Below are 22,966 nucleotides of genomic sequence, written 5' to 3'. Positions count from 1 at the left end.
GATTCCGGCTTTTCGGAGCCCTGGGTGTTTCCCCTAAGGCGGCGCCAGTATAACAGGGCCCGAGAAAGAATTACAGAAAACTTTCACTTTCGTTACCATAAACTGGTGAAACCACCTTAAAAAGCTCAAATATCCACCGGTTATGTAGGAAGCACTGAAAGACTTTCAGTTTGATATGCCCCTGGGTTCTGAGGCGAAATTTTTTAAACACATTGGGTCTAGCGGCGGGCGCTGCAACTGCTATTGCTTAAAGGAGGCCTCCCCGGCCCCTAAATCAGCAAGAGGACGACGCCATGAATCATATTGTCGACTTTGAAGCACGAACCCTCGCCACCCTGCTGGCCAGTGGCGATATATTGGGAATGCGCATGTTTATGGAAAGGATGCAGATGCCCTTGGATGTCCAGGACAGGCTACTGCATCAGGCATCCGGCTTGAGCAGTTTTGATGTCGAAGGCATAGCCGCCCTGTTGGAAGAAGGCGGCCAATCCCTGATCTCTGAACGCCTCAGTTATTGAGTATCCGAGCCCGGTTCTCCCTCATAGCGATACAGCAACACTTTCAATGCCCTGTCAGGAGCCCGGTCTGCAAAGGCCGGTGGGTTATCCAGCTGCTTAACAAACTCAAGTTCTGGTGCAGCGTCACTGACCTGGCTCTGCAAAAAGGCTCTGTCCAGCTCAGGCGCATTGAGACAGAGCAACAGCTCGGCGCCTGGGTTCAAGAGTTGCGGCAGATGACGCAGCAATCGCAGATAATCTTTGGTTGCCACAAAGCTGCCCTTTTGGTTGCTGGGCGGATCGACAATCAGCAAGTCATAGGGCCCGAGTTTTTTAAGTTTGCCCCAGGACTTGAAGATATCATGCCCCAGAAAGCGGGCGCCGGCAGTAAGCCCATTGAGCAAATGGTTTTGCTTGCCGATGGCGAGCGCCCCTTTACTCATATCCATATTGACCACTTCATCGGCGCCGCCCTTGAGGGCCGCCACCGAAAACGCACAGGTATAGGCAAACAGATTCAGCACCTTCCGCTGAGCACTGTTGGCCATCACCCACTCGCGGCCGTTTCGCATGTCCAGGAACAAACCATGATTCTGGCCCCGTAACAGATGCAATTGATAACGGCAGCCAAGCTCGCTGGCCAGATGTGGCTCGGGTATCTCGCCGGCAATGAGCTCGGTGCGGGTCTGCCCGGCGGCGCGGTATTGATAGACAAGATTCAGGGCCAGCCCCAAGGCTTGCCAGCGTAATTGCAGACGCTCGGTAACCAGCGCCAGCTCTTCCGGCGTCAGGGGTTTAAAGGCGGTCAGCAACACCACAGGTTCAAACCAATCCAGGCATAAGTGCTCGGTGCCTGGATAACGGCCGCCGCGACCATGAAACAAACGGCCACACTCATCGCCTGGTGTCAGGTCGGTGATGGCTTCCAAAAATAACTGCATGAAATCCTCAACTTCTTATTTCTGCCTTTATTCGGCATCGGATGCCGCTTCTTTATCGGCATTTTCCCGCACGGCAATACTGGCATCGTCCGAGAGCAAGATTGCCAGCCAACTGCCACTCTGGCTCGATTCCAGAGCTATCTTGACTATCATGGTCAGCGGTACGGACAGCAACATGCCGACCGAGCCCAAGAGCCAGCCCCAGAAGATCAACGACAGGAATACCACCAGGGTGGACAGCCCGAGGCCGCGCCCCATGAATCTGGGTTCTACCAGATTGCCCATTACCATATTGGTTGCCAGATACAGGGCGGCAACCCCGCCTGCACCCGCTGTGCCCAGCTGCACAAAGGCCAGCAGTACGGCCGGGATGGCGGCGATGATAGAACCGATATTGGGAATATAATTAAACAAAAAAGCCACTACGCCCCAGAGCAGCGCATAATCCACCCCCATCAGCGCCAGACCGACACCGACAATAACACCGGTTGCCAGGCTGACCAGGGTCTTGATCACCATGTATTGGTTCACTGATTGCAAGAAGCGCTCAATCTGGGATAAACGCATCTCGGGGTCATCCAGCGCCAGATGCACCTTACGCGGCAAAGATTGTGCCTCAAACAGCATAAAGACTATGGTCAGCACTATCAGAAACAGGTTGGCCATGACATTGCCCACGCCGGAAAGCGTATTGGTGGTCAAAGACAAGGCCATGCCGGGGTCCAGATAGGCCAGCACCTTCTCTTTGGAGATGTGAATATTCAGCTCCTTGAGCTTGTCCAATATCCAGGCAAATTGCTCCACCAACTGCGCCCGGTATTGAGGCAATTGATGGGAAAACTCATTGATGGAACTGCCCACCACAGAGGCCAGCCAAAGCCCAAGTAACAAAATGATCGCCACCAACACAAATACAGCCAGGGCTCGAGGCACGCGGTAACGACTCAGGGCATTGATGGCCGGGCTGCAGATAACCGCAATAAAGGCTGACAACACAAAAGGCACCACTATGGCGCTGGCGGCCTTAATTCCCGCCAGCACTATGACCAGGCAGGCCATGACAGCAAATCCTTTCAGCGCCATGGACGGACGATAGGCTGATGACATAATTGAAATTCCTTGTTGATCTCTGTCACAATCAGCCGTTGCATCAACAACAAAAAGTAGTGACATGATGAAACCCGAATTAGCTATTATACGCATTAAAAACCTGCGCTTGCGCACTTTTATCGGTATCAAGGAAGAGGAAATCAACAATCGCCAGGATGTGATCATCAATGTCTGCATCCATTACTGTGCCGACAAGGCGCGTAGAAGTGATGACATGGAGCACGCGCTCAATTATCGCACCATCACCAAGGCAATCATTAACCTGGTGGAAGACAACCGCTTCTCCTTGCTTGAGCACCTCACAGGGAAAGTACTGGAAATTGCCAGCGAGCATGAATGGGTAGAGTACGCCAGCGTGGAAATCGACAAGCCCCATGCCTTGAGGTATGCCGACTCGGTTTCACTGCAACTGAGCTACCGTAAGCCGGTGTAAGTCAGTCTATACTCTGGAGAAACCTTCAGTGATTCAGGGAGAAAGCATGAATATTTTGCTCACAGGTGCAACCGGGTTTGTCGGTTCAGAACTGGCGCAGCGGCTGGCAAAACGCCATAGGCTGACTATTTTGAGCCGCAACCCCGCGGCGGCCGAGCAAAAGCTGGCGCTGGCACAAACCCGTTACATAGATTCGCTGCAAACACCCGGACTGCTTGAGGAGATAGATGCCATCATCAACCTCGCCGGTGAACCCATAGTTGCCAAACGCTGGAGCGATGAGCAGAAACAGCGGATCTGCCACAGCCGCTGGGATATCACAGAGCAGTTGGCCACGCTTGTCCGCAACAGCCAAAAGAAACCCCAAGTCTTTCTCAGCGCCTCGGCGGTGGGTTTTTACGGGCGTCAGGGGCCGGAACCCATAGACGAAAACGCCACGCCCCATGATGAGTTCAGCCACAGGGTCTGTGCCCAATGGGAGCAAAAAGCCCTGGCGGTTGCCGATCTCACTCGGGTTTGTATCTTTCGTATCGGCATAGTGCTTGGCAAAGATGGCGGCGCCTTGGCCAAAATGCTGCCAGCCTTCAAACTGGGCCTTGGCGGCCCGATTGGCCATGGTCGTCAGGGAATGAGCTGGATAATGCGCGAAGACTTGCTGCGCCTTATTGAATTTCTGCTGGAAACTGAAGCCTGCCGCGGCATATACAATGCCACTGCGCCTCAGCCTGTCAGCAATCGTGACTTCAGCAAGGCCCTCGGCAAAGCGCTGCACCGCCCCGCTTGTCTGCCGGCACCGGCATTGGCCCTGCAACTGGCCATGGGTGAGATGTCGACCCTGCTGACCGAGGGTCAGTTTGTATTACCGGTTCATGCCCAGGCCGACGGCTTTGAATTCAACTATCCGGAAATCAACCACGCCATGAGGACCTTATTCGATAACGACTAAAAGGTGTGAATAAGTCCCCGTGGTACTCTGACTTCGAGCAATGGCGATGACCAGGTTTATTGCCGGCATAAGCCTGCCATCCGGGGACCAGCGTCCTGTATCGACTTTCGGCGTGACATTGGCGTCATTTCAATCTCCTCTGACGCTCAAATTTGTTATCGAAGCATCCCAACTTAATGGCAATTCGGTTTATACTCTTGATCCTGCTAATCGTTCTTTCGGGAGAAAACCAATGAAAATCAGTGCACGTAATTGTCTTGGCGGCACCATCAAAGCCATCGAAGAAGGCTCTGTAAACAACGAAGTCACCATTGAACTGGCTCCGGGTGTCGAATTGACTTCCGTAGTCACCAAGGCCTCCTGTGAGCGTTTGGGGCTTAAAGTGGGTGACAGTGCATACGCACTGATCAAAGCCAGCAGCGTGATGCTGGGTGTGGACGAGTAATAGATGAGCAGCGCCGCAAGGCGCTGCTTTTTTAGTTATGCATAAGGACATCAGTTGGGCCGAAGTGCTGGGCCCGGAAAAACAACAAGCCTACTTTCGGGATACTCTGGCCTATATCGACGCCGAGCGCGCCCGGGGAAAGGCTATCTATCCTCCCAAAAACGATACCTTCAACGCCTTGCGTTATACACCACTATCGGCAGTCAAAGTGGTGATCCTGGGGCAAGACCCTTATCATGGTCCAGGGCAGGCCCACGGCCTGTGCTTCTCAGTGCCCAAAGGGGTGATGCCACCGCCATCATTGCAGAACATGTTTCAGGAGCTGGCCAATACAGTCCCAGGCTTTAGCTATCCAAGCCATGGCAATCTTTGCAGCTGGGCCAGTCAGGGCGTGTTGTTGCTCAATACTGTGCTCAGTGTCGAACGTGGTCAGGCACATTCCCACGCCCATCTCGGTTGGGAGCAGTTTACCGACAGAGTGATAGAGGCCATAGATAAATACACAGAAGGCGTGGTGTTTCTGCTTTGGGGTAAGCATGCCGGACTCAAGGCCCAGCGGGTTGACGGCAACAAACACCTTATCTTAAAGGCCCCTCACCCATCACCGCTCTCGGCTCATAGAGGATTCTTTGGCTGCAATCATTTCAATCAGGCCAACGATTACCTCATAGCCAAAGGCAAGCCACCCATAGACTGGCGCTTGCCGGATTAACCCGTTTTATCCGCAAGTTCCAGCAGCCTAGTTAACCGCTGGACATAAACGCTGGAGATAAAAAAACCGGTCACTTGGACCGGTTTTTTAACGTTAAATCAATGAGTCAAGTTACTCATCACCTTCTGGATAAATGATCTCGGCTTTGGCCTTCAGCATATCGATAACGGCGCGATAGTCATTCTCACCAAACTGGCTGTTGAGACGTTGCTTGATGGCCGCGACCTGATCGGCAGGTGCGCTTTCAGTGTCATGGATTGCATCCAGTACCACTACCGCATAACCGGTTGCCAGAGACACGGTATCAACGCTCAAGCCTTCTTTAGCCTTGGCCATCTGGAATGCCTTGCTCACCAAAGCGGAATCTACATCCTGGGTGAAACGTCCCAGGTTGGCGCGGCTTTGCAGCGCAATATCGGCATTGCCTTCTTTGAGCTTGACCATGTATTCCTGTGCCTTATCACGGGCAATCTCATTGGCTTTTTGCTGTTTAAGACGCGCTTCAATGGCAGGCTTAACCTCGGCGAATTCCAGCGTACCGGCTTGCTGATGCTCTTTAACGCGAACAACTACGACATGGTTGCGATCCACTTCAAGCAGCTCACTGTTCATGCCCCCCAGTACATCACTGGAGAAGGCAGCCTTGGACAGCTCAGGCTTATCGAAAGGTGCGGGCGCGTTGTCACGGCCGAACAGTCGGGTAGTCTTGATCTCTGCACCAACGGCCTTGGCCGCTTCCTGCAAGTTATCAGGAATTTCATAGCTGGTATCGGCCAGTTTCTGCTGCAGGCCATAGAACTGTTTTACAGCTTCTTCCTGCTTGATCTGCTCGACTATCTTGTCTTTCACTTCAGCGAAAGGCGCAGTTTGACCGCTCTGAATATCCAGCAGTTTGATGATATGGAAACCGAAAGGTGTCTTGACCACTTTAGAGATATCACCCTTGTTCAGTGCAAACAGGGCTTCATCGAAAGCGGGATCCATCACACCAGGCTCAAACCAACCCAATTCGCCACCCTTCTCACCGCTCAGGGTATCCTGGGAATCAGACTTGGCCAGCGCAGCAAAATCGGCGCCGTTTTCCAGTTGCTTATGGATATCCTCGGCCTTGGCTTCGGCATTGTCGGTCGAGGCGTCAATCAGAATATGGGCTGCCAAACGCTTTTCTGCGGTCTGGTATTGATTCTGATGCTCATCATAGTAAGTCTTGGCTAGCTCGTCACTGACCTCGATACCATCGACCAGATCTTTGGCGTTAAGCTCGATATATTCCAAGCTGACCATCTCCGGACGTTCAAATTGAGCCGGATTGGTGTCGTAGAATGACTTGGCTTCCTCTTCGGTCACTGTCGCTTGGCCCAGGAAAGGCTCGGCATCAACCAAGAGATAGCGAATATCACGGGTTTGTCCCTGCAGCTTGGCCAGAGATTCTGCCTCACCATTGAGAACAAACTCACTGCCAATCAAGGCGCTGATCAGCTGACGACGAGTCATGTCCACCCGCATGCTTTCACGGAAAGCTGCTTGCTGATAGCCCAATTGGCGCAGAATGGCCTCGAAGCGATCATTGTCGAACTTGCCTTCAGTCTGGAAAGCAGGCTCTTGTCTAATTGCTTCTATGATTTGGGCATTGGACACTCTCAAGCCCATTTCAGCGGCAGCTTGATCCAGCAACTTTTGCGCTACCAGACGTTCAAGCACGCCTTTTTTGATACTGGCCAGGTAAGCATCATTGGCCGCCAGGGCGTCAAACATCTCACCCAGCTGTTGTTCCAGACGGGCACGCTCGCTTTGATAGGCCTGGTCCAGTTCGGTTGTGGAAATCTCTTCACCATTGACTGTGGCGGCCGGAGCCACTGAGGAGGAACCCAGGTAACTGCTTACACCAGCAAATGCAAAGGAAAGTATCACCAGTACCAAAATACCTTTGGCAATTACGCCCTGTGACCCTTCGCGAATCTTCTCTAACATCAGACGTCTCGCTTATGCGATTAATAGTAAAAAAAAGGCGCATCTCTTGTGGGATGCGCCTATCTGTAACATGAATGGAGTCTGCAGACGCTACTTCAGCTTATCCTCACACTCCGAAACGTCGGTTAACCCGGCGCTTCCCAACCCGTAAAAAGCACTGCCAGGCAGTGCTTAGTCTTTACGAAAGCCCTACAAAGGCTGCGATGTTAATTAGTTAACAGCGTCTTTCAGAGCTTTACCTGCTTTGAATGCAGGGATCTTAGCTGCAGCGATTTTGATCTCTTTCCCGGTCTGTGGGTTACGACCAGTACGCTCAGCGCGCTCACGCACTTCAAAAGTACCGAAACCAACAAGAGAAATTTTGTCGCCTTCTTTCAGACCATCAGTCACAGCTGCGATGAAAGAATCCAGTGCACGGCCGGCAGCGGCTTTAGAAATGTCAGCACCAGAAGCGATTTTCTCGATTAGTTCAGATTTGTTCATGTCATCCCCTTGAATGTAGTTTTCGCGCCGCAACCAAATCCTTCTCTAGAGCGGTCTGCGGAGGCTTTTATAACAAGCTTGATACCAAAGTTCAAGCTCAGTTGGAAAACCAAAGAATTTAAATTGGATACAGCTCAAAGCCAGTTGCCCCAAGGGCTTGGCACAACTGGCTCTCCACAGACCTAGGCTACCACAGGTCTGGGTTTTGTTAAGCCCCTTTTTTCACTTTTTTTAGTGGCATAGGACATTTTCTTGCGTTAGCCCAAATTTTTAACCACTTCAAAGCCCTCGACTGGTCGCTCAAGCGCCAGTTGCAGTACTTCATCTATCCAGCGAACCGGACGAATATCCAAGTCTGCCACTACGTTAGCCGGAATTTCTTCCAGATCCCGTTCGTTCTCCTTGGGTATCAACACCAGTTTGATACCACCGCGATGGGCCGCCAGCAGTTTTTCTTTCAGGCCACCGATTGGCAGCACCTCTCCTCTCAGGGTAATTTCGCCTGTCATGGCAACTTCACCCTTGACCGGGTTACCCGTCAGGCTGGAAACCAACGCGGTACACATGGCGGCACCGGCTGATGGACCATCTTTCGGAGTTGCCCCTTCGGGTACGTGCACATGGATATCACGCTTCTCGTAGAAGTCAGGGTTGATCCCCAACTGCTCGGCGCGCGCCCGAACCACTGTCATTGCGGCCTGGATAGACTCCTGCATCACATCACCCAAAGAACCTGTATAGGTGAGCTTGCCCTTACCGGCCACTGAGGTGGCTTCAATGGTCAGCAAGTCACCGCCCACTTCGGTCCAGGCCAAACCTGTCACCTGACCAATCTGATTCTTGGACTCTGCCTTGCCATAGTCAAAGCGCTGTACCCCCAGGAAAGACTTGAGGTTGTCCTGATTGACATCCACGTGCTTGGTGTCTTTCTCCAGCATGATCTGCTTGACCACTTTACGGCAAATCTTCGACAGCTCACGCTCCAGCGCCCGCACCCCGGCTTCGCGGGTGTAATAACGGATCACCCCGAGAATGGCACTGTCATCGACTGTGATTTCATTCTTCTTCAGGCCGTTACGCTCAATCTGTTTCGGCAGCAAGTGCTGCTTGGCAATATTGAGTTTCTCATCTTCGGTGTAACCGCTAAGACGGATGACTTCCATCCGATCCAACAAGGGGCCCGGAATATTCATCGAGTTGGAGGTGGCCACAAACATCACATCGGACAGATCGTAATCCACTTCCAGGTAGTGATCGTTAAAGGTCGCGTTCTGCTCTGGATCCAACACCTCCAGCAGAGCCGAGGCCGGATCGCCGCGCATGTCCGAACTCATTTTGTCGATTTCATCGAGCAGGAACAGCGGGTTTTTCACCCCGACTTTGGCCATCTTCTGAATAATCTTGCCAGGCATAGAGCCTATATAGGTCCGGCGGTGACCACGGATTTCCGCTTCATCACGCACACCGCCCAACGCTACCCGCACATATTTACGGCCAGTCGCTTTGGCAATAGATTGCCCCAGGGATGTCTTACCTACCCCTGGCGGGCCAACCAGACACAGGATAGGTCCCTTGAGCTGTTTCACCCGGCTCTGTACCGCCAGATACTCGAGGATCCGTTCCTTAACCTTCTCCAGGCCATAGTGATCTGTATCCAGCACCTGTTCCGCCTTGGAGAGGTCTCGCTTAATCTTGGAGCGCTGTTTCCAGGGCACAGAGGTCATCCAGTCAACATAGCTGCGCACCACAGTGGCTTCGGCCGACATGGGTGACATCATTCTCAGCTTGTTGAGCTCGGCAGACGCCTTGTCTTTGGCCTCTTCCGGCATGCCGGCTTCTTCAATCTTACGGCTCAGACTTTCAAATTCGTCGTGGCCTTCATCGAGATCGCCAAGCTCCTTCTGGATAGCCTTCATCTGCTCGTTGAGATAGTACTCACGCTGGCTCTTTTCCATCTGTTTTTTGACCCGGGAGCGGATACGCTTTTCAACCTGCAGCAGGTCGATTTCCGCTTCCATCATGGCCATCAGATATTCAAGCCGCTCACCGACCTTGACCATCTCCAGCACAGACTGTTTGTCTGCCAGCTTGAGAGGCATATGGGCTGCCATGGTGTCGGCCAGCCTGTCGGCTTCTTCGATACCTGTGAGCGAAGTGAGCACCTCGGGAGGAATTTTCTTGTTCAGCTTGATATAGCCTTCAAACTGACTGATAGCGCTACGAACCAGCACCTCTTCTTCCCTGTCGTCCAACGCTTCGGACTCCAGGTAGTGTGCGGTAGCAACAAAGAACTCTTCTTCCTGGGTATAGCGTTCGATGCGGGCGCGCTTGCCGCCTTCGACCAATACCTTGACTGTGCCATCGGGCAGCTTCAGCAGCTGCAAAATAGAAGCGACTGTACCTACGTCGAAAATATCGTCTATGCCAGGCTCGTCCAGATCCGCATCCCGCTGCGCCACAAGAATGATCTGTTTATCCTGCGCCATGGCAGTTTCCAAACAACGGATGGACTTTTCACGTCCTACGAATAACGGAATTACCATATGGGGATAGACCACCACGTCTCTCAGTGGCAGCACGGGCAATTCGATTCGCGCTTCACGCTCTAGGGTCATAGTTCGATTCCGTTTCAGTTAAAGATTACAGAGAGTATATTGGGACGCTTTCCCGGCTTTCAATGGTAAAGACAAAAAAAGGAGCCCTAGTGGACTCCTTAATTTTCAACTTGATAGCTTGTTGCTCAGTTATTGGTCACCGGCAGCAGCCTGGGAGTCATTATTCTCGTAAATAAGAATAGGCGCTGACTCACCTTTCACCACAGATTCATCAATAACCACCTTGACCACGTTATCCATGGACGGCAGATCATACATGGTATCCAGCAGTATCGCTTCAACGATGGAGCGCAGACCACGGGCCCCAGTCTTACGGGACATGGCTTTTTGTGCTATCGCCTTAAGGGCGTCATCGCGAAACTCGAGTTCGACATTTTCCATCTCGAACAAAGTGGCAAACTGCTTGGTGATGGCATTCTTGGGCTGGGACAGGATCTGCACCAGAGCTGCTTCGTCCAGTTCACCCAAGGTCGCAACCACAGGCAGACGCCCGATAAACTCGGGAATAAGGCCGTATTTGACCAAGTCTTCCGGCTCAACCTGCAGCAGAGTATCGGTAATGGTGGCCTTCTCGGCCTGGCCTTTAACCTGGGCGCCGAAGCCTATACCGCTACCCACATGGGAGCGCTGCTCAATCACCTTCTCAAGGCCTGCAAAGGCACCGCCACAGATGAAGAGTATCTTGGAGGTATCAACCTGCAGGAACTCCTGCTGTGGGTGTTTACGGCCACCCTGAGGAGGTACGGCGGCAACAGTACCTTCAATCAGTTTCAGCAGTGCCTGCTGCACCCCTTCACCGGACACATCCCGGGTGATGGAAGGGTTATCTGACTTACGGCTGATTTTGTCAATCTCATCGATATAGACAATACCACGCTGCGCCTTGTCGACATCATAGTCGCACTTCTGCAGCAGCTTCTGAATGATGTTTTCAACGTCTTCCCCCACATAACCGGCTTCGGTCAATGTGGTGGCATCTGCCATGGTGAAAGGCACATTCAGGAACCGCGCCAGGGTCTCTGCCAGCAAGGTTTTACCACTACCGGTTGGACCGATAAGCAGAATATTACTCTTGCCCAGCTCCACACCATCTTTGGGAGTACTGTTTTTCAGGCGTTTGTAGTGGTTATAAACCGCTACAGACAACACCTTCTTGGCCTGCTCCTGGCCGATAACATAATCATCCAGATGAGCACGCAGTTCGTGGGGAGTTGGCAGCTTGTCCTGATCCCGGTTGGGCGAAATCTCTTTTATCTCTTCGCGAATGATGTCATTACACAACTCGACACATTCATCACATACATACACAGATGGCCCGGCGATCAGCTTGCGAACTTCATGCTGGCTTTTTCCGCAGAAAGAGCAATACAGCAATTTGCCGCTATCACCGTTGCCTTTGTTGTCACCCATTACTCTACCTCTTTTGCAGTCTGCTCTACTGCCATACACTTAAGCGTCTTCAATCTGAGCATAGCCCAGCCAAAAGCAAAAATCAGCCTTAACGTTTGGTCAGAACCGAATCCACCAAACCGTATTCCATGGCCTGAGAAGCGCTCATAAAGTTATCTCGGTCGGTATCCCGCTCGATGATTTCCAGCGGTTGACCAGTATGATCGGCCAACATCTGGTTCAGCTTCTGTTTGATCCCCAGTATCTCTTGGGCGTGGATAGCGATATCCGATGCCTGTCCCTGGAAGCCCCCTAAAGGCTGATGGATCATCACCCGCGAGTTAGGCAGACAGTGACGCTTACCCTTGGCACCACCCGCCAACAGGAAGGCGCCCATACTGGCCGCTTGCCCGATACATACAGTGCTGACATCCGGCTTGATAAACTGCATGGTGTCATAAATAGCCATACCGGCAGTGACAGAGCCGCCTGGTGAGTTGATATAAAGAGAGATCTCTTTATCCGGGTTTTCTGATTCCAAAAACAGCAACTGTGCCACGATCAGATTGGCCATGTGCTCTTCAACCTGACCAACCAGGAAGATCACCCGCTCTTTCAACAGACGTGAATAAATATCGTAAGAGCGTTCTCCTTTGGCAGTTTGCTCAACCACCATAGGAACGAGTGCATTAAGTACTGATTCTGGCGCGTTATGCATCATTAACTTTCCCTAAATAAAAAAACGGCCCGCATGAGGGACCTCATACGAGCCATTATAAATGGCGAACAACCAAGCAAGTCAAGCTTAGGTTATGCGCGGCCGGTAGCCTTGTTCATAAATTCTTCAAAAGCGACATCTTTCTTAGTCACTTTGGCTGATTTCAGAACCGCTTCAACGGCTTGCTCTTCCAGAGCCAGGTTGCGCATGTTCTGCATCAACTCTTCGTTGCCGTTGTAGTATTCGATCACTTCTTTTGGATCTTCGTAGGCAGAAGCCATAGAAGCGATCAACGCCTGTACGCGCTCTTCTTCAGCTTTCAGCTCGTTGGACTTGATCACTTCGCCCAGCAGCAGGCCGACTTTAACGCGGCGCTCGGCTTGTTCAGTGAACAGCTCGGCTGGCAGCTCAGGCATGTTGGCACCTTGGCCACCGAAACGCTGCATGGCCTGGCGACGCAGAACGTTAACTTCACCGTCGATCAGCGCTTTTGGCAGTTCGATTTCGTTGGCAGCCAGCAGGCCGTTCAGCACTTGTTCTTTCACATTGGCTTTCAGAGCTTGTTCCAGCTCACGGCTCATGTTCTTACTGATCTCAGCTTTCAGAGCATCGATGCCACCGTCAGTGATACCGAACAGCTTGGCGAACTCGTCGTTAACTTCAGGCAGGTTGGCACCCTTGACTTCTTTCACTGTGATAGCGAACTTGGCGGCTTTGCCTTTCAGGTTTTCGGCGTGGTACTCCTCAGGGAAAGTCACGTCGATGTTGAACTCTTCACCGGCTTTGTGGCCTTTAACGCCTTCTTCAAAACCAGGGATCATACGACCGCTGCCCAGTTGCAGTTCGAAGTCTTCGGCCTTGCCGCCTTCAAACTCTTCACCGTCAACACTACCCACAAAGTTGATAACGACTTTGTCACCGTCTTCGGCAGCGCGCTCAACCGCTTCGTAAGTCGCGTGTTGCTTGCGCAGGGTTTCGATCATGTTGTCAACGTCTGCTTGTTGTACTTCGGCAACAGGCTGCTCAACTTCGATACCGTCCAGGCCTTTGATTTCAACTTCTGGATAAATTTCAAAGGTCGCGGTGAACTCAAACTTTTCGGCGTCAGTGGCACCTGGGGTAAAGGTAGGAGCACCGGCAGGGTTCAACTTCTCGGCAATGATGGCCTCAATGAAGTTGCGCTGCATTACTTCACCGGTAATGTCTTGGCGAATCGCTTTGCCGTAACGCTTTTCAATCACACTAGCAGGGACTTTACCTGGACGGAAACCTGGGATACGGGCACGCTTGGCTTCGCGTTGCAGGCTGTCTTTAACCAGTTGTTCGATCTGCTCTGCAGGAACAGAGATGGTCAGGCGACGCTCCAGGCCTTGGGTTGTTTCAACAGAAACTTGCATTGTTTTACCTCGAAATGTGTCTAACGTCCTTTGCAATAGCCGATTGTTTCAACTATTCAGGTATTCGTTTCTTGATCTTTAACTTGACTGAAATGCCCATCAGAAGTGAATTCCGGCACCGGTCGCACATTGTTGATTGTTATCAAGACGCAGCATTATATCGACCGTTCTTAGTGGAGTCGAGCCTCAATGCCACAGAAAAGGGCATAAAAAAAGCGACCTAAGGTCGCTTTTTTTATAAAAGAGTGGGGTGACTGATGGGGCTCGAACCCACGACAACTGGAATCACAATCCAGGGCTCTACCAACTGAGCTACAATCACCACCGAAAGTGGTACGCCCGGCAGGATTCGAACCTGCGACCATCCGCTTAGAAGGCGGATGCTCTATCCAACTGAGCTACGGGCGCAGGATCTGCAAATTCGATTTGCATCCTAAGCGGTACTGACAATGCTATCCACACTGCCCTTGAAATCTGGTCGGTGATAGAGGATTCGAACCTCTGACCCTCTGCTCCCAAAGCAGATGCGCTACCAGGCTGCGCTAATCACCGAAAATTTTCTCCAAGCGCGGTTACAACCGGCTTGCCTCGAGAACGGAGCGCATCTTAGCCCCTCACCCAACAAGCGTCAACGATTTTTTTAAGCGCTTTATCTGCTTGGCGAAATTACGTGCTGCTTTGACGAAATTCTGTGTTCTGGAGCAGGTTTGTCCATGACACTCCCAAGCCTCACTGGTAAAATAGCGCCGTTTTCAACATCGCGCCATACAAAGGATATCCTACACCCATGACAGCCCAACTAATAGATGGCAAAGCGATTGCGCAATCCATAAGACAACAGCTAAAGCAAAAAGTCGCTGCACGTCAAGCAGCGGGACAACGTATCCCAGGCTTGGCTGTTATTCTGGTGGGTGCTGATCCTGCCTCTCAGGTTTATGTCGGCAGTAAGCGTAAAGCCTGTGAAGAAGTGGGGTTCATCTCCCGCTCCTATGATCTGCCGGATTCCACCAGTGAAGAAGAACTGCTGGCCCTGATAGATTCACTCAATGAAGATGCCGCCATTGATGGCATTCTGGTGCAGCTGCCGCTGCCGGAACATATTAAAGAATCCAAGGTGATCGAGCGGATCCGTCCCGACAAAGATGTCGACGGTTTCCATCCTTATAATGTCGGCCGTCTGGCTCAACGGATCCCGGTACTGCGCTCCTGCACTCCCATGGGGATCATGACCCTTATCAAGTCTACCGGTATCGATACCTATGGTCTGGATGCGGTTGTGGTTGGCGCCTCCAATATTGTGGGCCGTCCCATGACTCTGGAGCTGCTGCTGGCCGGCTGCACCACCACGACTTGCCACAGATTCACCAAAGATCTCAAGGATAAGGTCAGCCGCGCCGATCTTCTGGTGGTTGCCGTCGGCAAACCCGGCTTTATCCCCGGTAGCTGGATCAAACCAGGTGCCATAGTCATAGATGTGGGCATTAACCGTCTCGACAGCGGCCGTTTGGTGGGCGATGTTGACTTTGATCTTGCCTGTGAGCGCGCCAGCCATATCACCCCGGTTCCCGGTGGCGTGGGCCCTATGACCATAGCCAGCTTGCTGGAAAATACCCTGTTTGCCGCGGAGCAATATCACGACTAAGGGTAGATTGAAACCAACCTCAGTTTGGTTTTCAATTTCAAGCGATAAAAAACGCCGGCTTCAACAGCCGGCGTTTTTGTTTCGATTATTGGCAAAGAAGGATTACTTCTTGCGCCAGCTGGTCCCCTGTGGGCCATCTTCCAGCACCACACCCAGCTCATTCAGCCGGTCACGGGCAACATCTGCAGCAGGCCAATCCTTCTCGGCTCGGGCGCGGTTGCGCTCGGCAATAAGTGCTTCGATTTCAGCTACTTCATCGTCGCTGCCCTCGCCTTTGAAGAAGGCTTCAGGTGTAGAGCTGACAATCCCAAGCACTGCAGCCAGTTGTTTCAGTGACACGCCAAGGGCCGAGGCTGCCGCCATATCCACGCCCTTGAGGCGGTTGATTTCACGCACCATTTCAAACAGCACAGAGTAGGCTTCGGGGGTGTTGAAGTCATCATCCATCGCCGCCTTGAAGCGCTCAACATACTCTTCGGCAGGCGCCGCAGTGACACTCAGGTCAAGGTCTTTGAGCGCTGTGTAAATTCGCTCAAGCGCGGCTCTGGCCTGCTTGAGGTTGTCTTCCGAATAATTTAACTGGCTGCGGTAGTGGCCGGACAACAGGAAGTAGCGCACGGTTTCGGCATCATAATGCGCCAACACATCGCGAATGGTGAAGAAGTTACCCAGCGACTTGGACATCTTCTCTTTGTCGACCATCACCATGCCGGTATGCATCCAGTAGTTCACATAAGGCGTGTCGTGGGCGCAGCAAGACTGGGCGATTTCATTTTCATGATGCGGAAACTGCAGATCGCTGCCGCCGCCATGGATATCGAAATGCAATCCCAGGTGTTTGCTGTTCATGGCAGAGCACTCAATGTGCCAACCGGGACGCCCCGGGCCCCAAGGTGAATCCCAGGTAGGTTCGCCAGGCTTGGACATCTTCCACAGCACAAAGTCCATGGGATCGCGCTTGTGCTCGTCCACTTCGACCCGGGCTCCGGCCTGCAACTGCTCCAGGTTCTGCCCGGAAAGCTTGCCGTATTCAGGGAAAGAGGCGACGCTAAACAACACATCGCCATCATCGGCCACATAGGCATGACCACGGGCGATCAGCGCCTCAACCATTTCGATAATCTCGCCAATATGCAGAGTCGCCCTTGGTTCCATATCGGGGCGCAGCATGTTCAGGGCATCAAAGTCTTGGTGCATCTGGCCGATGAGACGCTCGGTGAGACTATCGCAGCTCTCGCCATTTTCATTGGCGCGCTTGATGATTTTGTCATCCACGTCTGTGATGTTGCGCAGGAAGTTAACCTGGTACCCCGCGTAACGCAGGTAGCGCACTATCATGTCAAAGGAAACAAAGGTCCGGCCATGACCGATATGACACAAGTCGTATATGGTGACACCACACACATACATACCCACTTTACCTGGGTTAATCGGTTGAAATTCCTCTTTTTGGCGGCTCAGACTGTTGTATATCTTCAACATCGACTTTCTCTTCAGCAATATAGGATTAGTGGGTAAAACGAATCTGGCAGTTTAGCATTGCCAAAAGCTCTTGAATACTGCCCTTTATAGCCGGAGTCGGATAAGTTAGAATCCGCCAACAAAATTTATCCTGAGGATCCGATCATGATTACACTGCACACCAACCACGGCGACATCAAACTGGCGCTGGATAGTGAAAAAGCCCCTCTGACTGTGGCCAACTTTATTAAGTACGCCCAGGAAGGCTTCTATGACGGTACTATCTTCCACCGCGTTATCGATGGCTTTATGGTTCAGGGTGGCGGCTTTACCGAACAGATGTCACAAAAACCCACCAATTCCCCAGTGCGTAACGAAGCCAACAACGGCCTGTCAAACAAGACAGGTACCATAGCCATGGCCCGCACTTCCGATCCTCATTCCGCCACGGCGCAGTTCTTTATCAACGTCAACGACAACACCTTCCTGGATTTCAAAAACGAATCCATCCAAGGCTGGGGTTACTGTGTATTCGGTGAAGTGGTTGAAGGTATGGACGTGGTCAATGCCATCAAAGGCGTGAGCACGGGCAACCACGGCATGCATCAGGACGTGCCTCTGGAAGCCGTGATCATCGAGAAAGTGACCATAGCAGACTGATAACTTCTGAATGCGCACTCTCTTTATCGGCGATCTGCACCTCAGTGCCGATCGCCAAGATATCCTCAACGCCTTCTATCAATTTCTCGATACCGGTCTTGAACAGGTCGATGCTCTCTATATCTTGGGGGATCTGTTTGAGGTTTGGGTCAGCGATGATTTGGCCGAGCCCTTTGCCCTGGCGCTGGCCGAGCGGCTCTATGAAGTCAGCCGCACCCTGCCAGTGTACTTTATCCACGGCAACCGCGACTTTATGCTGGGGAAAGAATACGCCGTCAAAGCGGGGATAACCTTACTGCCCGAGGTGTATCGACTCGATCTCTATGGCCACAAGACAGTGCTGCTGCATGGCGACAGCCTCTGCACTCTGGACAAGGCCTACCAGCGTTTTCGCCGTTTTCGCAATATGGCTTTGCCCCGCTGGATATACCGCCATCTGCCGAAGAAGACCCGCAGCAATATTGCCGCCAAGCTCAGGCAAAACAGCCAGATGCAGAATCAGCTGAAAAGCATTGAGATAATGGATGTTGAGCCGAGCGCGGTGGATGAACTGTTTGCCGGCACTGGCGCCGAGTTGATGATCCACGGTCACACCCATAGACCGGATATCCATCAATTGGCGGGTAATAAGCAGCGCTTGGTAGTGGGAGACTGGTATGAACAGGGAAGTGTCTTGAGCATCAGTGCCGACAACATAGCACTGACCAGCCTGCCTTTCATAGAATAAAGCCAGCAGACCCGGCTTTAACTGAACTCATTCGGTTCGAGTTTTATCTGTGTAGCTTGAGTCGGCTCACATTGAACCTAGCCAGCCCTGATAACCTATAAAACCCTTCCAATCCAGCAGTTGCCGACCCTGTCGGCATCTTTATCTATGTAGGCGCAATATCGAGTAGTTTAAAGCGGCGCCCCGCTGTGAAACCTGAATTCATCATCCGGCGCTAGAATAAGCTCGGCTTCCACCTCAGCAAAATAGGCCACTCTGGCGCTGATATCCTCGCCGGCAATCGCCTCGGCCAATGAAAGATAATCCTGATAGTGGCGCGCTTCAGAACGCAGCAGTGAAATATAGAAACGTTTAAGCTCATCATCGAGCCAAGGCGCCAGCTTGGCGAAACGTTCACAGGAGCGGGCCTCGATAAAGGCGCCCACTATGAGTTTATCTACCAGAGTCGCAGGTTCATGGGTGCGAACGTGTTTCATCATCCCCTTGGCATAACGGCCGGCGCGGATGTTGCTGTATGGGATATTGCGCGCCAACATCAGTTCCAGAACCTGTTCAAAGTGGTGGAACTCCTCTTTGATAAGGCGGATCATCTTGGCGATGAGCTCAAAGCCATGGGGGAATCCCGCCCTGGGCGTCAACTCACCAATCAACTCGTTCTTCTTCACCTCTCTGGCCAGAAATGCCGCCATATCCCTGTCGTTGTGATAAACAAACTCTTCGTAAGGCTTGGCCCAGGTTAGCAACTGCTCGCCACTTTGCTTGTCCACCGCATACTTGCGGACCAAAAACATCGCCGTCTGCGCCGCCTTAAGCTCACAATTACAGTGATCTATCAGCAATTCGGCCAGTCTATGCTCCTCTTTGGCAGCTGCTATCCAGCTGTCAGGGGTTTCACAGGCCAGGAATTCTTTTACTGGGGCGAGTAACTGCTGCATTGAGGTCAAGCTTCCACAAGAGTTTTCAAGGCCGCCAAGTCTACCAGCAAGCCAATGCTATGCCCACAGCCTCTCGGAGTACAAACTTGACGGCCCGCTGTTTTTGTTCAATAAATAGACTCAGAGCGGTAAAACGCTCGTCTGCAGTTTGACGAGCAAAAGTCAAAGCGGAATAAGGATAATTATAATGGTATTGAATCACTTAATGGGGTTGTATACTCATCCCAAACAGGAATGGCAAACCATAGAACAAAACCATGAGGCACTTAAAAGCTGTCTCAGTCACCTGCTACTCATTGCGCTCATCCCTTCTGTCTGTAGTTATATCGCCGCCGTGCATATCGGCTGGAACCCAGGTGCCGGCGAACCCTTGTTTCTAACTGCCCAAAGCGGCTTCATCATGTGCGCCGGCATGTATTGCGGCCTGGTATTCGGTGTGTTCGCCCTCGCCTACCTGGCCTACTGGATGGGACAAACTTTTGATGCCCATCCGGACTTTACCCAGTGCCTGGAACTGGCGTCTTATACTGCCACCCCACTGTTTATGGTGGGACTGGCGGCGCTCTATCCAGAGCTTTGGTTTATTATGGTGATAGGACTGATAGGCCTTAGCTACTCTGTATACCTGCTGTATACCGGGGTCCCTATCATAATGAATATTCCCGAGGAAAAAGGCTTTATCTATGCCAGCTCTGTGGTGACTGCAGGTTTGGTGCTCCTGGTCGCTCTGATGGCCAGCAGCGTGATCCTCTGGAGCATGGGACTCGGCCCAATACTGCAATAATAAAAGCAGTCATCAAAACACCAGAGACGAAAAAGGCGCTCCTTGAGCGCCTTTCTTACGTCCAATTCAGCCCTAGCCATATAGCATCCCCCAACGGAACCCAGGATGTGTTGGGTAAGCAGGAGATATCCGTCATGCAGAACTGCTAAGAAGCCTTACATCTGCTCTGTACAAACTTACAGGCCAAGCCCTAGTTCAGTAATTCCTTTGCAAGCGCGTCATGGCCCAAACGGTCAAATAATGTGGCCAACTCAGTTAAATCTATGCTGCTATTCCTTAGGTCTTCAAAAGCTTGAGCAAATGCTTGCTTGAACTTTTGATCCTCAAGATAAGCTTCAATAAACTTCGCCCAAAAATCTTCCGAATTGATAATGCCGGAGTTAAATCTCTCAACGTAAAAGTGTTTAGCCGCATTGGGTGCATTAATGAAGCAATCCAAATACGCCCATGCATAATCACTGTCCGTCGTTAAGTTCACATCCACATTGAGCTTGTTTATAAACCATGAAATTATTTCGGTTTGATCGGAGTTTTCATGATAACAGGAAGTGACACTGGCATTAACCAAGTAGCCAAAGGCAAGATTAAGCTCTTCGTTGGATACTTGAATGTTGGCAATCAAAAACTCAATGGTATCACGACAAATAAAGTTACAGCTCACCTGTAAAACATAACCCCAAGGTATGTCTGCCTCCATATCGAGCATTAATTTGAATAGTTCAACCCTGCCGGGGATTTGGCACATATGATAGAGAGCATCTTCATCGTCGAACTCATAGGATATTCCTTTGTCGAGCGACTTTAAGAAGTTGAGGCACTGGATGGCCGTAGGGGTGATATCAACACCGGCACTCTCGACAACAGCATTAAAAATTAGCTGCTCCATAGGTTCGGTATCTTTAAAATGATTGTAAATTATTTCGACTAGATCAAACCTGTTACTCTCAATTATCGAGGTCAATACCCTAAAGTCCAGATCGTTCCTGATTGATTCTATGTCACCATTATTTATTGCTTCTTCGACTTCATGTGCTTGTTGAATCAACATTTAGATACCTTATATACATCCAAGTTGTTAACGCTTAAATAATCCCTATCACTTCAGCATCTGTTGAAGAATGATTGTGTCTTTACTGATATCAATCGAGAGCAGCTTAACCAGTTATTCAAGGGAAGGTGCGAACGAGTCCCATGGGTGCTCTATATCGGCTCACTGGCCTGGAAACGGTTTAAAGCGCAGAGGGAAATAAGCGGGCTTGTGAAGCCGACGGCTGACTAAGCTTGCGAAAAACAAGTCTAGTCAGCCACAGCTTTACAGAATGGTACTGACTTAAGCGAATGAATCTCTTAATGCCACGGTGCGGTTAAATACCAGCTTATCTGGGCTTGAGTCCTTGCTGTCGGCACAGAAGTAACCTTCACGCTCAAACTGATAGGCCTTCTCGGCCTCCGCTTGCACCAGACCAGCCTCAACCAAACCATGCTTAACCACCAAAGATTCCGGGTTCAGCACTTCGTCCACAGTTTCTGCCGCTGCCGGATTGGCATCGACAAACAGGCGATCATAGAGGCGGAACTCGGCAGGCACAGCGCTGCTGGCTTCGACCCAGTGGATCACGCCCTTGACCTTGCGGCCATCGGCAGGGTTTTTACCCAGAGTCTCAGGGTCATAACTGCAGTAAATGGTGGTGACCTTACCGTCGGCATCCTTGTCACAACGCTCGGCTTTGATCACATAGGCGTTGCGTAGACGCACCTCTTTGCCCATCACCAGACGCTTGTAGTGCTTGTTGGCTTCTTCACGGAAGTCGGCCGCATCGATATAAAGCTCACGGCCAAAGGCCAGCTCACGATTACCCAGCTCTTCCTTGTTGGGATGCACTGGCGCACTGACATGCTCCAACTGCCCTTCAGGATAGTTCTCAATGATCACCTTAACCGGCTCGATAACCGCCATGGCTCTCGGGGCATTGTCGTTGAGCTCTTCACGGATACAGGCTTCGAGCATACCCACTTCCACCAGGTTATCCTGCTTGGTCACGCCGATGCGATCACAGAACTCACGGATGGAGGCCGGGGTGTAACCGCGGCGGCGCAAACCGGCGATAGTCGGCATGCGGGGATCATCCCAGCCATTGACCAACTGACGTACCACCAGCTCGTTGAGCTTACGCTTGGACATCAGGGTATATTCCAGATTCAGGCGTGAAAACTCATACTGACGGGTACGGTTGGGGATCTTGAAATCATCCAGATTATCCAACACCCAGTCATAGAGGCGACGGTTATCCTGAAACTCCAGCGTACAAAGGCTGTGAGTGATATTTTCCAGCGCATCAGAGATACAGTGGGTAAAGTCGTACATGGGATAGATGCACCACTTATCACCCGTCTGATGGTGATGAGCGAATTTGATCCGGTAGATTACCGGGTCGCGCATACACATGAAAGGTGATGCCATATCTATCTTGGCCCGCAGTGAACACTCGCCTTCTTTAAATTCACCGGCGCGCATCTTTTCAAACAGTGCCAGGTTTTCTTCAACGCCGGTGTCACGATAAGGGCTGTTCTTGCCCGGCTCTTTCAAAGTGCCGCGGTACTCGCGCATCTGCTCGCCATTGAGAAAACACACATAAGCCAGACCTTTTTTGATCAGCTCAACGGCATAACCGTAGAGGCTATCAAAGTAGTCTGACGAGTAATGGATATCACCGGCCCACTGGAAGCCCAGCCATTGCACGTCCGCTTTAATGGAATTTACATAGTCAATGTTTTCTTTTTCCGGGTTGGTGTCATCAAAGCGCAGGTTGCACTGGCCCTGATAGTCCCTGGCAATACCGAAATTCAAGCATATAGACTTGGCGTGACCTATGTGCAGGAAGCCATTAGGCTCTGGTGGGAAACGGGTGTGCACATTGGTGTGCTTACCGCTCGCCAAATCTTCATCTATGATATTGCGAATGAAGTTACTTGGACGTACTTCGGTGTCCACATGACTCATGAAATTCCTCTTTGCGAACAATGGCTGTCTAACGAAAAGAGGCATGATCCTACAGATCATGCCCGGTTACAATCCTTCTAGAATAAAAACTGCGGCGCA

Annotated in this window: 21 protein-coding genes and 3 tRNA genes; 9 read left to right on the top strand and 15 right to left on the bottom strand. The window is 51.5% G+C overall.

What is annotated here, in order from left to right:
• The first annotated feature begins 293 nt into the window (after positions 1–293).
• Positions 294–518, top strand: a complete 225-nt coding sequence (locus ACWAU4_RS08945) for a hypothetical protein (RefSeq protein WP_025886758.1) — start codon at positions 294–296, stop codon at positions 516–518.
• Here ACWAU4_RS08945 and ACWAU4_RS08940 read toward each other — a convergent pair.
• Entirely contained in the window at positions 512–1,438 is a 927-nt protein-coding gene (locus ACWAU4_RS08940) for a class I SAM-dependent methyltransferase (protein WP_208125759.1), read from the bottom strand. The genes ACWAU4_RS08945 and ACWAU4_RS08940 overlap by 7 nt on opposite strands.
• Before the next feature lie 27 nt (positions 1,439–1,465).
• Positions 1,466–2,545 (bottom strand): AI-2E family transporter, encoded by a 1,080-nt coding sequence (locus ACWAU4_RS08935; protein ID WP_208125758.1) that lies wholly within the window; start codon positions 2,543–2,545, stop codon positions 1,466–1,468.
• 67 nt (positions 2,546–2,612) lie between these two features.
• Here ACWAU4_RS08935 and folX point away from each other — a divergent pair, with 67 nt between their 5' ends.
• From folX to ung, 4 genes are all read left to right on the top strand, one after another.
• A complete protein-coding gene (gene folX / locus ACWAU4_RS08930; protein ID WP_208126154.1) occupies positions 2,613–2,981 on the top strand; it encodes a dihydroneopterin triphosphate 2'-epimerase in 369 nt (122 codons plus the stop codon).
• A gap of 46 nt (positions 2,982–3,027) precedes the next feature.
• Positions 3,028–3,927: a TIGR01777 family oxidoreductase gene (locus tag ACWAU4_RS08925; RefSeq protein WP_144132151.1), complete on the top strand. Its 900-nt coding sequence runs from the start codon at positions 3,028–3,030 to the stop codon at positions 3,925–3,927.
• A gap of 232 nt (positions 3,928–4,159) precedes the next feature.
• The gene (locus tag ACWAU4_RS08920) at positions 4,160–4,372 is read left to right on the top strand and encodes a TOBE domain-containing protein (RefSeq protein WP_025010701.1); all 213 of its coding nucleotides are present in this window, start codon (positions 4,160–4,162) and stop codon (positions 4,370–4,372) included.
• A gap of 37 nt (positions 4,373–4,409) precedes the next feature.
• On the top strand, positions 4,410–5,084 hold the full coding sequence (gene ung, locus ACWAU4_RS08915) for a uracil-DNA glycosylase (protein WP_028780273.1): 675 nt from the start codon (positions 4,410–4,412) through the stop codon (positions 5,082–5,084).
• A 111-nt stretch (positions 5,085–5,195) separates the two neighbouring features.
• On the opposite strand, the gene ACWAU4_RS08910 is transcribed toward ung, so the two are convergent.
• The 9 genes from ACWAU4_RS08910 to ACWAU4_RS08870 form a co-directional block, all read right to left on the bottom strand.
• On the bottom strand, positions 5,196–7,055 hold the full coding sequence (locus ACWAU4_RS08910; protein WP_144160449.1) for a SurA N-terminal domain-containing protein: 1,860 nt from the start codon (positions 7,053–7,055) through the stop codon (positions 5,196–5,198).
• 210 nt (positions 7,056–7,265) lie between these two features.
• On the bottom strand, positions 7,266–7,538 hold the full coding sequence (gene hupB / locus ACWAU4_RS08905) for a nucleoid-associated protein HU-beta (RefSeq protein ID WP_025010704.1): 273 nt from the start codon (positions 7,536–7,538) through the stop codon (positions 7,266–7,268).
• Positions 7,539–7,795: 257 nt separating this feature from the next.
• Positions 7,796–10,153, bottom strand: a complete 2,358-nt coding sequence (gene lon, locus ACWAU4_RS08900) for an endopeptidase La (protein WP_025886755.1) — start codon at positions 10,151–10,153, stop codon at positions 7,796–7,798.
• Positions 10,154–10,282: 129 nt separating this feature from the next.
• On the bottom strand, positions 10,283–11,563 hold the full coding sequence (gene clpX, locus ACWAU4_RS08895; RefSeq protein WP_025010705.1) for an ATP-dependent protease ATP-binding subunit ClpX: 1,281 nt from the start codon (positions 11,561–11,563) through the stop codon (positions 10,283–10,285).
• An 88-nt stretch (positions 11,564–11,651) separates the two neighbouring features.
• Positions 11,652–12,260, bottom strand: coding sequence for an ATP-dependent Clp endopeptidase proteolytic subunit ClpP (gene clpP / locus ACWAU4_RS08890; RefSeq protein WP_025010706.1), 609 nt, complete (start codon positions 12,258–12,260; stop codon positions 11,652–11,654).
• Between the two features lie 92 nt (positions 12,261–12,352).
• Positions 12,353–13,657, bottom strand: a complete 1,305-nt coding sequence (gene tig / locus ACWAU4_RS08885; RefSeq protein WP_025886752.1) for a trigger factor — start codon at positions 13,655–13,657, stop codon at positions 12,353–12,355.
• Positions 13,658–13,903: 246 nt separating this feature from the next.
• Positions 13,904–13,979 (bottom strand) — tRNA-His (locus ACWAU4_RS08880).
• A 9-nt stretch (positions 13,980–13,988) separates the two neighbouring features.
• Positions 13,989–14,065, bottom strand: a tRNA-Arg gene (locus tag ACWAU4_RS08875).
• Positions 14,066–14,132: 67 nt separating this feature from the next.
• A tRNA-Pro gene (locus tag ACWAU4_RS08870) sits at positions 14,133–14,209 on the bottom strand.
• 235 nt (positions 14,210–14,444) lie between these two features.
• Between ACWAU4_RS08870 and folD the strand changes: the two genes are divergently transcribed.
• Complete coding sequence (gene folD, locus ACWAU4_RS08865; RefSeq protein ID WP_071238335.1) at positions 14,445–15,299, top strand: bifunctional methylenetetrahydrofolate dehydrogenase/methenyltetrahydrofolate cyclohydrolase FolD; 855 nt, start codon at positions 14,445–14,447, stop codon at positions 15,297–15,299.
• A 102-nt stretch (positions 15,300–15,401) separates the two neighbouring features.
• On the opposite strand, the gene cysS is transcribed toward folD, so the two are convergent.
• The gene (cysS, locus tag ACWAU4_RS08860) at positions 15,402–16,781 is read right to left on the bottom strand and encodes a cysteine--tRNA ligase (protein ID WP_208125757.1); all 1,380 of its coding nucleotides are present in this window, start codon (positions 16,779–16,781) and stop codon (positions 15,402–15,404) included.
• 144 nt (positions 16,782–16,925) lie between these two features.
• Here cysS and ACWAU4_RS08855 point away from each other — a divergent pair, with 144 nt between their 5' ends.
• Positions 16,926–17,420 carry a peptidylprolyl isomerase gene (locus tag ACWAU4_RS08855; RefSeq protein WP_145838815.1) on the top strand — a complete coding sequence of 165 codons (495 nt, stop codon included), beginning with the start codon at positions 16,926–16,928 and terminating at the stop codon, positions 17,418–17,420.
• A 10-nt stretch (positions 17,421–17,430) separates the two neighbouring features.
• Complete coding sequence (locus ACWAU4_RS08850; protein ID WP_208125756.1) at positions 17,431–18,147, top strand: UDP-2,3-diacylglucosamine diphosphatase; 717 nt, start codon at positions 17,431–17,433, stop codon at positions 18,145–18,147.
• A 170-nt stretch (positions 18,148–18,317) separates the two neighbouring features.
• Here the strand turns inward: ACWAU4_RS08850 and miaE are convergent, their stop codons facing one another.
• The gene (miaE, locus tag ACWAU4_RS08845) at positions 18,318–19,082 is read right to left on the bottom strand and encodes a tRNA isopentenyl-2-thiomethyl-A-37 hydroxylase MiaE (protein WP_208125755.1); all 765 of its coding nucleotides are present in this window, start codon (positions 19,080–19,082) and stop codon (positions 18,318–18,320) included.
• Positions 19,083–19,269: 187 nt separating this feature from the next.
• Here miaE and ACWAU4_RS08840 point away from each other — a divergent pair, with 187 nt between their 5' ends.
• Complete coding sequence (locus ACWAU4_RS08840) at positions 19,270–19,866, top strand: Yip1 family protein (RefSeq protein ID WP_101059139.1); 597 nt, start codon at positions 19,270–19,272, stop codon at positions 19,864–19,866.
• 190 nt (positions 19,867–20,056) lie between these two features.
• Here ACWAU4_RS08840 and ACWAU4_RS08835 read toward each other — a convergent pair whose 3' ends face one another.
• Both ACWAU4_RS08835 and glnS read right to left on the bottom strand, forming a co-directional pair.
• Entirely contained in the window at positions 20,057–20,914 is an 858-nt protein-coding gene (locus ACWAU4_RS08835) for a hypothetical protein (RefSeq protein WP_144133829.1), read from the bottom strand.
• A gap of 282 nt (positions 20,915–21,196) precedes the next feature.
• On the bottom strand, positions 21,197–22,867 hold the full coding sequence (gene glnS, locus ACWAU4_RS08830) for a glutamine--tRNA ligase (RefSeq protein ID WP_044734232.1): 1,671 nt from the start codon (positions 22,865–22,867) through the stop codon (positions 21,197–21,199).
• Positions 22,868–22,966: the final 99 nt, after the last annotated feature.

This window comes from Shewanella sp. FeAMO (genome assembly GCF_053653955.1).
The sequence above is the reverse complement of the archived record's forward strand: the minus strand, read 5'-3'. Positions and strand labels throughout refer to the sequence as shown.

Coding starts and splice junctions, on each gene's coding strand:
- ACWAU4_RS08945 (WP_025886758.1), top strand. CDS start 294: ATGAATCATATTGTCGACTTTGAAGCACGAACCCTCGCCACCCTGCTG.
- ACWAU4_RS08940 (WP_208125759.1), bottom strand. CDS start 1,438: ATGCAGTTATTTTTGGAAGCCATCACCGACCTGACACCAGGCGATGAG.
- ACWAU4_RS08935 (WP_208125758.1), bottom strand. CDS start 2,545: ATGTCATCAGCCTATCGTCCGTCCATGGCGCTGAAAGGATTTGCTGTC.
- folX (WP_208126154.1), top strand. CDS start 2,613: ATGAAACCCGAATTAGCTATTATACGCATTAAAAACCTGCGCTTGCGC.
- ACWAU4_RS08925 (WP_144132151.1), top strand. CDS start 3,028: ATGAATATTTTGCTCACAGGTGCAACCGGGTTTGTCGGTTCAGAACTG.
- ACWAU4_RS08920 (WP_025010701.1), top strand. CDS start 4,160: ATGAAAATCAGTGCACGTAATTGTCTTGGCGGCACCATCAAAGCCATC.
- ung (WP_028780273.1), top strand. CDS start 4,410: ATGCATAAGGACATCAGTTGGGCCGAAGTGCTGGGCCCGGAAAAACAA.
- ACWAU4_RS08910 (WP_144160449.1), bottom strand. CDS start 7,055: ATGTTAGAGAAGATTCGCGAAGGGTCACAGGGCGTAATTGCCAAAGGT.
- hupB (WP_025010704.1), bottom strand. CDS start 7,538: ATGAACAAATCTGAACTAATCGAGAAAATCGCTTCTGGTGCTGACATT.
- lon (WP_025886755.1), bottom strand. CDS start 10,153: ATGACCCTAGAGCGTGAAGCGCGAATCGAATTGCCCGTGCTGCCACTG.
- clpX (WP_025010705.1), bottom strand. CDS start 11,563: ATGGGTGACAACAAAGGCAACGGTGATAGCGGCAAATTGCTGTATTGC.
- clpP (WP_025010706.1), bottom strand. CDS start 12,260: ATGCATAACGCGCCAGAATCAGTACTTAATGCACTCGTTCCTATGGTG.
- tig (WP_025886752.1), bottom strand. CDS start 13,657: ATGCAAGTTTCTGTTGAAACAACCCAAGGCCTGGAGCGTCGCCTGACC.
- folD (WP_071238335.1), top strand. CDS start 14,445: ATGACAGCCCAACTAATAGATGGCAAAGCGATTGCGCAATCCATAAGA.
- cysS (WP_208125757.1), bottom strand. CDS start 16,781: ATGTTGAAGATATACAACAGTCTGAGCCGCCAAAAAGAGGAATTTCAA.
- ACWAU4_RS08855 (WP_145838815.1), top strand. CDS start 16,926: ATGATTACACTGCACACCAACCACGGCGACATCAAACTGGCGCTGGAT.
- ACWAU4_RS08850 (WP_208125756.1), top strand. CDS start 17,431: ATGCGCACTCTCTTTATCGGCGATCTGCACCTCAGTGCCGATCGCCAA.
- miaE (WP_208125755.1), bottom strand. CDS start 19,082: ATGCAGCAGTTACTCGCCCCAGTAAAAGAATTCCTGGCCTGTGAAACC.
- ACWAU4_RS08840 (WP_101059139.1), top strand. CDS start 19,270: ATGGTATTGAATCACTTAATGGGGTTGTATACTCATCCCAAACAGGAA.
- ACWAU4_RS08835 (WP_144133829.1), bottom strand. CDS start 20,914: ATGTTGATTCAACAAGCACATGAAGTCGAAGAAGCAATAAATAATGGT.
- glnS (WP_044734232.1), bottom strand. CDS start 22,867: ATGAGTCATGTGGACACCGAAGTACGTCCAAGTAACTTCATTCGCAAT.